The 9,181-nt window shown below is 67.5% G+C and carries 7 protein-coding genes; all 7 read left to right on the top strand.

Annotated features, from left to right (window positions below; genetic code table 11):
- Window positions 1–677 (top strand): DUF3426 domain-containing protein (locus MVF76_RS07035; RefSeq protein ID WP_297528091.1); only part of this gene is annotated, 677 nt, incomplete at its 5' end.
- A gap of 169 nt (window positions 678–846) precedes the next feature.
- Window positions 847–1,833 carry a tRNA dihydrouridine synthase DusB gene (gene dusB, locus MVF76_RS07030; RefSeq protein WP_297528090.1) on the top strand — a complete coding sequence of 329 codons (987 nt, stop codon included), beginning with the start codon at window positions 847–849 and terminating at the stop codon, window positions 1,831–1,833.
- Window positions 1,830–2,099, top strand: a complete 270-nt coding sequence (fis, locus tag MVF76_RS07025; protein WP_297528089.1) for a DNA-binding transcriptional regulator Fis — start codon at window positions 1,830–1,832, stop codon at window positions 2,097–2,099. Before dusB ends, fis begins: the two co-directional genes overlap by 4 nt.
- 200 nt (window positions 2,100–2,299) lie before the next feature.
- On the top strand, window positions 2,300–3,862 hold the full coding sequence (gene purH, locus MVF76_RS07020) for a bifunctional phosphoribosylaminoimidazolecarboxamide formyltransferase/IMP cyclohydrolase (RefSeq protein WP_297528088.1): 1,563 nt from the start codon (window positions 2,300–2,302) through the stop codon (window positions 3,860–3,862).
- Window positions 3,863–3,998: 136 nt separating this feature from the next.
- Window positions 3,999–5,270, top strand: a complete 1,272-nt coding sequence (purD, locus tag MVF76_RS07015; RefSeq protein ID WP_297528087.1) for a phosphoribosylamine--glycine ligase — start codon at window positions 3,999–4,001, stop codon at window positions 5,268–5,270.
- A gap of 375 nt (window positions 5,271–5,645) precedes the next feature.
- Window positions 5,646–8,114 (top strand): glycogen/starch/alpha-glucan phosphorylase, encoded by a 2,469-nt coding sequence (locus MVF76_RS07010; RefSeq protein ID WP_297528086.1) that lies wholly within the window; start codon window positions 5,646–5,648, stop codon window positions 8,112–8,114.
- On the top strand, window positions 8,111–9,109 hold the full coding sequence (locus MVF76_RS07005; protein ID WP_297528085.1) for an NAD-dependent epimerase/dehydratase family protein: 999 nt from the start codon (window positions 8,111–8,113) through the stop codon (window positions 9,107–9,109). Before MVF76_RS07010 ends, MVF76_RS07005 begins: the two co-directional genes overlap by 4 nt.
- The last annotated feature ends 72 nt before the right edge of the window (window positions 9,110–9,181 follow it).

Here is a 9,181-nt window from a genome sequence, read left to right as displayed (position 1 = left end):
CCGAACCGGAAGCCGCCGAACCGGAAGCCGCCGAACCGGAAGCCGCCGAACCGGAAGCCGCCGAACCGGAAGCCGCCGAACCGGAAGCCGCCGAACCGGAAGCCGCCGAACCGGAGCTGCCGCCGCCGGAGCCTCCTCGGCTGGATGCGCTGGCGCGGGCGCAGGCGGTGGCGGCGCTGGAGGCGACCGAGCTGCCCATGCGGCGGCGGTCGGCCTCGCCCGGCGAGTGGCTGCTGGCGGGGGTGCTGCTGCTGGCGCTGCTGCTGCAGGCGGCCTATGCCTTCCGGGTGCCGCTGGCGCGGGACGCCGGGCTGGGCCCCTGGGTGGTGGCGCTGTGCGAGCGGCTGGGCTGCAGTCTGCCGCCGCGCCGGCTGCCGGCGGCGATCGAGGTGCTGGAGCGCGAGGTCCGTTCCCATCCCCAGATGCCCGGCGCGCTGCTGGTGAGCGCCACCTTCGCCAACGGGGCGGACTTCGTGCAGCCCTATCCGCTGGTCGGGCTGGTCATGTCCGACGTCTCCGGAGCCCCGGTGGCGGCGCGCTGGTTCACGCCCGACGAATACCTGCCGCCGGGCGTCGATGCCCGGGCCGGTTTCGCACCGGGTGCGCGCCTGCACCTGGTGCTGGAACTCGAGGATCCGGGGCCGCGGGTGGTGTCCTACCAGTTCGAATTCCTGTGACGATTTGCCTGCATCGACGGCCGATCAGGCGCTTGCAATCGCGGAAACTGTCGCACCCTGCCGTGTTGCAGTGAACGGCCGCCGCGCGCTTCCGTACCCCGCCGCGAGGGGGTATCATCTGTCGCCCGGCATCGAAACCGGCGTCCCAAAATAACAGACCATCTGCAGCATGCGCATCGGCCCCTACCAGCTACGCAACCAGCTCGTGCTCGCGCCCATGGCCGGCGTGACCGACCGCCCGTTCCGCCAGCTCTGCAAGACGCTGGGCGCCGGGCTGGCGGTGTCCGAGATGGTGTCTTCCAATTCGCTGCTCTGGGGCAGCAGAAAGACGCAACGCCGCGCCAACCACGAGGGCGAGGTGGAACCGCGCACGGTGCAGATCGCCGGCGCCGATCCGGGCATGATGGCCGAGGCCGCGCGCCACAACGTCGACCGCGGCGCCCAGATCATCGACATCAACATGGGTTGCCCGGCCAAGAAGGTCTGCAATGTCATGGCCGGTTCCGCGCTGCTGCGGGACGAGGCACTGGTGGGGCGCATCCTGGAGGCCGTGGTTGCGGCCGTGGAGGTGCCCGTCACCCTCAAGATCCGCACCGGCTGGGACAGGGCCAGCCGCAACGGCGTGCGCGTCGCCCGGATCGCCGAGCAGGCGGGTGTGCAGGCGCTGGCCGTGCATGGCCGTACCCGCGCCTGCGGCTACAAGGGCGAGGCCGAGTACGACACCATCCGTGCCATCAAGCAGGCGGTGAGTATTCCGGTGATAGCCAATGGCGACATCCGCGACCCGGAAAAGGCCCGCTTCGTGCTCGAGTACACGGGCGCGGACGCGGTGATGATCGGTCGTGGCGCTCAGGGCCGGCCCTGGATCTTCCGCGAGATCGCGCATTTTCTCGAAACCGGCCGCCACCTGCCCGAACCCGGCGTGAGCGAGATCCGGGACATCATGATCGGCCACCTGCACAACCTTTACGAGTTCTACGGCGAGCTCACCGGTGTGCGCATCGCCCGCAAGCACATTTCCTGGTACAGCAAGGGCCAGCGTGGCGGCGCGGCCTTCCGCGACCGTGTGAATCGGGTGGAGACGGCTGACGAGCAACTGGCCATGACCGAGGCCTTCTTCGCCGAGCTGGCCGAAGCGGAGGCGCGCGCCGCATGAATGTCCCTGCCCGCAAGCGCCGCGAACCGGCCGAGGGTCAGCCGGTGCGCGATTCGGTGCGCAGTTGCCTGGAGCGCTACCTCAAGGATCTCGATGGCCACGACCCCAGCGGCCTGTACCAGATGGTGATCGCCGAGGTCGAGCCCGCCATTCTGCAGACCGTGATGGATCATGCCGGCTGCAACCTGACCCGTGCCGCAGAGATGCTCGGCATCAATCGCGGCACCCTGCGCAAGAAGCTGCGTCAGTACGAGATCGAATATTGAGATAGACACGGAATACGCGGAAGATACGAAGCCCGTAGGATGGGCAAAGCGAAGCGTGCCCATCAAAATTCCGCGCCGGCCATGATGGGCACGGCCCTTCGGGCCTTTGCCCATCCTACGGGCTTTGTATCTTCCGTGCCTTCGGTGAATTCCGTGGCGCTCTTGAACGCTGACTCCCCGACCTTTCCGGAACCCGACAAATGAACAAGATCCAACGCGCGCTGATCAGCGTTTCCGACAAGACCGGCGTGGTCGATTTCGCCCGTGCCCTGCATGAACGCGGCGTGGAGATCCTCTCCACCGGCGGGACGGCGAAGCTGCTGGCCGAAAACGGCATCCCGGTGGTGGAGGTATCGGATTACACCGGCTTCCCGGAGATGATGGACGGCCGGGTGAAGACCCTGCACCCGAAGATCCACGGCGGCATCCTCGGGCGGCGTGGCACCGACGATGCGGTGATGGCCGAGCACGGCATCCCGCCCATCGACCTGGTGGTGGTCAACCTGTATCCCTTCGAGCAGACCGTGGCCAACCCCGACTGCGACCTGGCCACGGCCATCGAGAACATCGACATCGGCGGTCCCACGCTGCTGCGCGCGGCCGCCAAGAACCATGCCGCGGTGACGGTGGTGGTGGACGCCGACGACTATGCCGCCGTGCTGGACGAGATGGCCGCTTGCGAGGGTGCGGTGAGCGACGCCACCCGCTACCGGCTGGCGGTGAAGACCTTCCAGCACACCGCCCGCTATGACGGCGCCATCTCCAACTATCTCGGCGGCCGCAACCTGCCCGATGCCGATCCGCGCTTTCCCGAGACCTTCAGTCTGCAGGTGCGCAAGGTGCAGGCCATGCGCTACGGCGAGAACCCGCATCAGGCCGCCGCCTTCTATGCCGATCCCGGCCGGGTCGAGGCCTCGGTGTCCACCGCCCGCCAGCTGCAGGGCAAGGCGCTCTCCTACAACAACATCGCCGATACCGATGCCGCGCTGGAATGCGTCAGGCAGTTCGACGACGGCCCGGCCTGCGTGATCGTCAAGCACGCCAATCCCTGCGGCGTGGCCCGCGGCGCGAGCCTGCTCGAGGCCTATGATCGCGCCTACCGCACCGATCCCGAGTCGGCCTTCGGCGGCATCATCGCCTTCAACGGCGCGCTGGATGCCGACACCGCGCGCGCCATCGTCGAACGCCAGTTCGTCGAGGTCATCATCGCCCCCGAGGTCGAGGACGCGGCGCGCGAGGTACTGGCCGCGAAGAAGAACGTGCGCGTGCTCGCCTGCGGCCGGTGGCCGGCCGAGCCGGCGCCGCGGCTGGACTACAAGCGCGTCAATGGCGGGCTGCTGGTGCAGGAGGCCGATCTGGCGCTGCTGGCCGAGACCCGCGTGGTGACCAGGGTGGCGCCGAGCGAGGCGCAGATGCAGGACCTGCTGTTCGCCTGGCGGGTGGCCAAGTTCGTCAAGTCCAATGCCATCGTCTATGCCCGCGACGGCATGACCATCGGCGTCGGCGCCGGCCAGATGAGCCGGGTCAACAGCGCGCGCATCGCCGGCATCAAGGCCGAGCATGCCGGGCTCGAGGTGCGCGGCTCGGTGATGGCCTCGGATGCCTTCTTCCCCTTCCGTGACGGCATCGACCAGGCCGCGGAGGCCGGGATCAGCGCCGTGATCCAGCCCGGCGGCTCCATGCGCGACGAGGAAGTCATCGCCGCCGCCGACGAACATGGCATGGCCATGGTGTTTACCGGGATGCGGCATTTCCGGCATTGAGGTTTGTTTATAGCCACGGAACCCACCGAATCCACGGAAATATTCAGTCGCTCTGCGTGGCTCCGCGTCGCGAACGCCGACTAGTGGTTTCCGTGGGTACAGTGGATTCCGTGGCTATCGACCAAGGGACAGAATCATGAAGGTGATGGTGATCGGTGGTGGCGGGCGCGAGCATGCGCTGGCGTGGAAGGCGGCGCAGTCGCCCAGGGTGGAGCGTGTGTTGGTGGCGCCGGGGAATGCCGGCACGGCGCGGGAGCCGAAGCTGGTCAACGTGCCGGTTTCGGCAGAGGACATTCCGGGGCTGCTGCGGGTTGCGGAGGACGAGAATGTCGACCTGACCATCGTCGGCCCGGAGGCGCCGCTGGTGGCCGGCGTGGTGGATATCTTCCAGGACGCGGGTCTGAAGATCTTCGGCCCGTCGCGTGATGCCGCGCAGCTCGAGGGTTCCAAGGCCTTCACCAAGGCCTTTCTTGATCGGCACGCCATTCCGACCGCGCGTTATGGCGTCTTCACCGATGTCAACGAGGCCATCCGCTACATCCACGACCATGGTGCGCCCATCGTGGTCAAGGCCGACGGGCTGGCAGCCGGCAAGGGTGTGATCCTGGCGCAGACGCAGGACGAGGCCATTGCCGCGGTCAAGGACATGCTGGCCGGCAATGCCTTCGGCGCCGCCGGGCACCGGGTGGTGATCGAGGAATTTCTGGAGGGCGAGGAGGCCAGCTTCATCTGCATGGTGGATGGCGCCAACGCCCTGCCCATGGCGACCTCGCAGGACCACAAGGCCGTGGGCGAGGGCGATACCGGCCCCAACACCGGCGGCATGGGGGCCTACTCGCCGGCGCCGGTGGTGACGCCCGAGCTGCACGACCGCGTCATGCGCGAGGTGATCGAGCCGACCGTGCGCGGCATGGCGCTGGAAGGCATGCCCTATACCGGCTTTCTCTACGCGGGGTTGATGATCGACCGCGACGGCAATCCCAGGGTGCTCGAGTACAACGTGCGCTTCGGCGACCCCGAGACCCAGCCCATCATGCTGCGCATGAAGTCGGACCTGGTGGAATTGTGCCTGGCGGCGGTCGACGGCGGTCTGGAAGGCCGCTCGGCGGAATGGGACCCGCGCGCGTCGCTGGGCGTGGTCATGGCCGCCGGCGGTTATCCCGGCGACTACCGCAAGGGCGATGTCATCGAAGGGCTCGACCTCCCTGATCCCGAGGGCGTCAAGGTCTTCCACGCCGGCACCGCCGAGCGCGACGGCAAGGTGGTCACCAGTGGCGGTCGCGTGCTCTGCGTGTGCGCGCTGGGCGACACCGTTGCCGATGCCCAGCGCCGTGCCTACGAGCGGGTGGCGCAGATCGCCTGGCCGGACGCCTATTACCGCAGGGACATCGGCTACCGGGCGGTTTGAACGCGGACACAGGATTCGAGATCCAAGATATTAGGTGTCTCAAAATTGTCAGAACGCGTTCTATCTGATCGTGGCGGACTGGGTAGGATGGGCAAAGGCCCGAAGGGCCGTGCCCATCATGATGGTCAGGGGATGCTGATGGGCACGTCGCTGCGCTCCTTTGCCCATCCTACGAATTCTTATTACCGCAGGGACATCGGATACAGGGCGATTTGAAGGCAGGTACAAGACGCAAGGTGCAAGTCGAACAGGTTGACGGGCTCTTGTATCTTTTCAGGGCTGTTCTATCTTTGAGACACCTGTACTACCGTTTCGATATCGGTCTGGCCGGAGCACCGGAATGACTTGTATCTTGCGCCCTGTATCTGACCCCCCATGCCCCTGAAACCCGGCGCCTTCAAGTACGACTATCTCGGCCTCGACGAGGCCTCCATCAAGCGTTCCATCGCCAACCGGCTGGTCTACTCGGTGGGCAAGGACGCCTATACCGCCACCACCCGCGACTGGTTCCACGGTCTCGCCTATGCCGTGCGCGACCGGCTCATCGAGCGCTGGATGGAAACCATGCGCACCTACTACCGCGAGGACAGCAAGCGGGTCTACTACCTGTCGCTGGAATTCCTCATCGGCCGCACGCTGATGAACAGCCTGCTCAACATGGACATCGACGAGGAGGCGCGGCGGGCGCTGGAGGCCATCGGCCTGGACCTGGAAGCGTTGCGCGAACAGGAGCCGGACGCGGCGCTGGGCAATGGCGGGCTGGGGCGGCTGGCGGCCTGCTTCCTGGATTCGATGGCGACCCTGCGACTGCCCGGCTATGGCTACGGCATCCGCTACGAGTACGGCATGTTCCGACAGCGCATCGAGAACGGCTACCAGGTGGAGACGCCCGAGAACTGGCTACGCTACGGCAACCCCTGGGAGTTCGCGCGCCCCGAGGTGCTGTATCCGGTGCAGTTCCACGGCCGCGTGGTGAGCTATCACAACGCCGACGGCAGCATCTGCCATGACTGGACCGACACCGAGACCATCATGGCCATGGCCTACGACACCCCCGTGCCCGGCTACCAGACCAACACGGTGAACAACCTGCGCCTGTGGACGGCCAAGTCCACGCGGGAATTCGATCTGCGCTATTTCAACGAGGGCAACTACATCAAGGCGGTGGAGGCCAAGAACGAGTCCGAGAACCTGTCGCGGGTGCTGTATCCGGACGATACCACCGACATGGGGCGCACCCTGCGCCTGCGGCAGCAGTACTTTTTCGTCAGCGCCTCGCTGCAGGACATCCTCTACCGCTATCTGCGCCACCACGACGGCTTCGAGCAGTTGCCGGACAAGGTGGCGATTCAGCTCAACGACACCCATCCCTCCATTGCCATCCCGGAACTGATGCGGCTGCTGGTGGATGTCTATCACCTGCCCTGGGCGCAGGCCTGGGACATCACGCGGCGGGTCTTTGCCTATACCAACCATACCCTGCTGCCCGAGGCGCTGGAGACCTGGCCGGTCGAGCTGATCGAGCGCTTGCTGCCGCGCCACCTGCAGATCATCTATGACATCAACCACTTCTTCCTGGAGGCGGTGCGACACCGCTTCCCTGGCGATGTCGATCGGCTGCGGCGCATGTCCTTCATCGACGAAACGCCGCCGCGCCGGGTGCGCATGGCGCATCTGGCCATCGTCGGCAGCCACCGGGTGAACGGGGTCTCCGAGCTGCATACGCAGCTCATGCGCGAGACCATCTTTCGCGACTTCCACGAGCTGTGGCCGGATCGCATCATCAACATCACCAACGGCGTTACGCCGCGGCGCTGGCTGCACCAGGCGAATCCGGGGCTGACGGACATCGTCTCGCGGCGCATCGGCCGGGGCTGGATCCAGGACCTGGCACGCATCCGCGAGCTGGAGGAATGGGCCGACGATGCCGGGTTCCGCGCCGAGTTCCGCGCCGTCAAGCAGGCCAACAAGCAGGCGCTGGCGGACAAGATCGGCGAGCGCCTGGGCATCCAGGTGTCGGTCGACAGCCTGTTCGACGTGCAGGTCAAGCGCATCCATGAATACAAGCGCCAGCTGCTCAACGCCCTGCACCTGGTCCATCTCTACAACGCCCTGCGCGATGGCGAGGACCGGCTGCCGCGCACGGTGATCTTCAGCGGCAAGGCGGCGCCCGGCTATGCGCGCGCCAAGCTGATCATCAAGCTCATCCACGACATCGCCGACGTCATCAACAATGACCCGGGTATCGGCGATCGGCTGCGGGTGGTGTTCATCCCCAACTATGACGTCACCACGGCCGGCGACATCATCCCGGCCGCCGAGCTGTCGCAGCAGATCTCGACCGCCGGCATGGAGGCCTCGGGCACGGGCAACATGAAGCTCGGCCTCAATGGTGCGCTCACCCTCGGTACCCTCGATGGCGCCAACGTCGAGATGCGTGACGCCGTAGGCGAGGACAATATGTTCATCTTCGGGCTCACCCGCGAAGAGGTGGCCGAGGCCCGTGCCCGCGGCCAGGACCCGCGCGCCTTCGTGGCCGCCGACCCGTGCCTGGCACGGGTGCTGGACATGGTCGGCAACGGCTTTTTCTCCCCCGGCGAGCCGCAGCGCTTCGCGCTGCTGATGCAGACGCTGCTGGACGAGGGCGACCATTTCATGGTGCTGGCCGACTTCACCGCCTACTGTGCCGCGCAGGAGCGGGTGGAGGCCCTGTACCGCGAGCCCGAGGACTGGAGCCGGCGCGCGGTGCTGAACGTCGCCCGGCTAGGCTTCTTCTCCAGTGACCGCGCCGTCGGCCAGTATGCCGATGCCATCTGGCGGGTGTCCCCGGTCGCCCACGAATGAGCAACCTGGCCGCACAGCTGGGCCGGGTGCTGGTGACCGGCGGCACCGGCTTTGTCGGCGGCCACCTGCTGCCGCGGCTGCGGGCGGAAGGCGTGACCGTGCGGGTGCTGTCGCGCCGGGCCGCACCCGTGGAAACCCCCTTCGACTGGGTCCGGGGCGATCTGACCGCGCGCGAGAGCCTGCTGCCCGCGGTCGCCGGCGTGGACACGGTGCTGCACCTGGGCGGCTATGCGCACGCCATGTCCCGGCCCGATCCCGCCGAGCTCGAACGCCACCGGCGCACCAATCTCGAGGGTACCTCGACGCTGGTGCAGGCCGCCGCCGAGGCCGGCGCGCGCCGTTTCGTGCTGGTGTCGTCGGTGAAGGCCGCCGGCGAGGACCCGCAGCAGTGCATCGACGAGGACGACGCCCGGTTACCGCGCGATCCCTATGGCGCGGTCAAGCGGCTGGCCGAGGAACGCGTGCTCGCCACCGCGGGGGCCAGCGGCATGGCCGCCTGCGTGCTGCGGCCGGCGCTGGTCTACGGTCCGGGGGTGAAGGGGAATCTCGCCGCCATGATGACGGCGATCGCGCGGGGCCGCTTCCCGCCGGTGCCGGAGACCGGCAACGTCCGTTCCATGGTGGACGTGCGCGATCTGGTGGAGGCCATCCTCGCCGCGGCGGTGCGCCCCGAGGCCGCCGGCGGCACCTTTATCCTCACCGACGGCGAGGCCTATTCCACGCGCCGGATCTATCTCGCCATGTGCGCGGCGCTGGGGCGCCGTCCGCCGCCCTGGACCCTGCCCGCGGGACTGCTGCGCCTCCTGGGCCGGCTGGGCGATGCCGGCGAGGCACTGTTCGGGCGGGACCTGCCCATCGACAGCACGCGCGTGCGGCGGCTGCTGGAGTCCGCCTGCTATCGCTCGGTGCGGGCAGAGGCCGGGCTGGGATTTCGTCCACGACATCGGCTCGAGGACGCCTTGCCGGAGATGGTGGCGGCGCTGCGCAATCCCTGATCTTCCGTTGCTGGCAGTTCAGCTCCTCCCGTGGCGAGGACGATCGCGCCATCTTCGCTGGCGACTGGCGCG

The organism is Thiohalobacter sp. (assembly GCF_027000115.1).
Taxonomy (GTDB): Bacteria; Pseudomonadota; Gammaproteobacteria; order Thiohalobacterales; family Thiohalobacteraceae; genus JALTON01.
The sequence above is the reverse complement of the archived record's forward strand: the minus strand, read 5'-3'. Positions and strand labels throughout refer to the sequence as shown.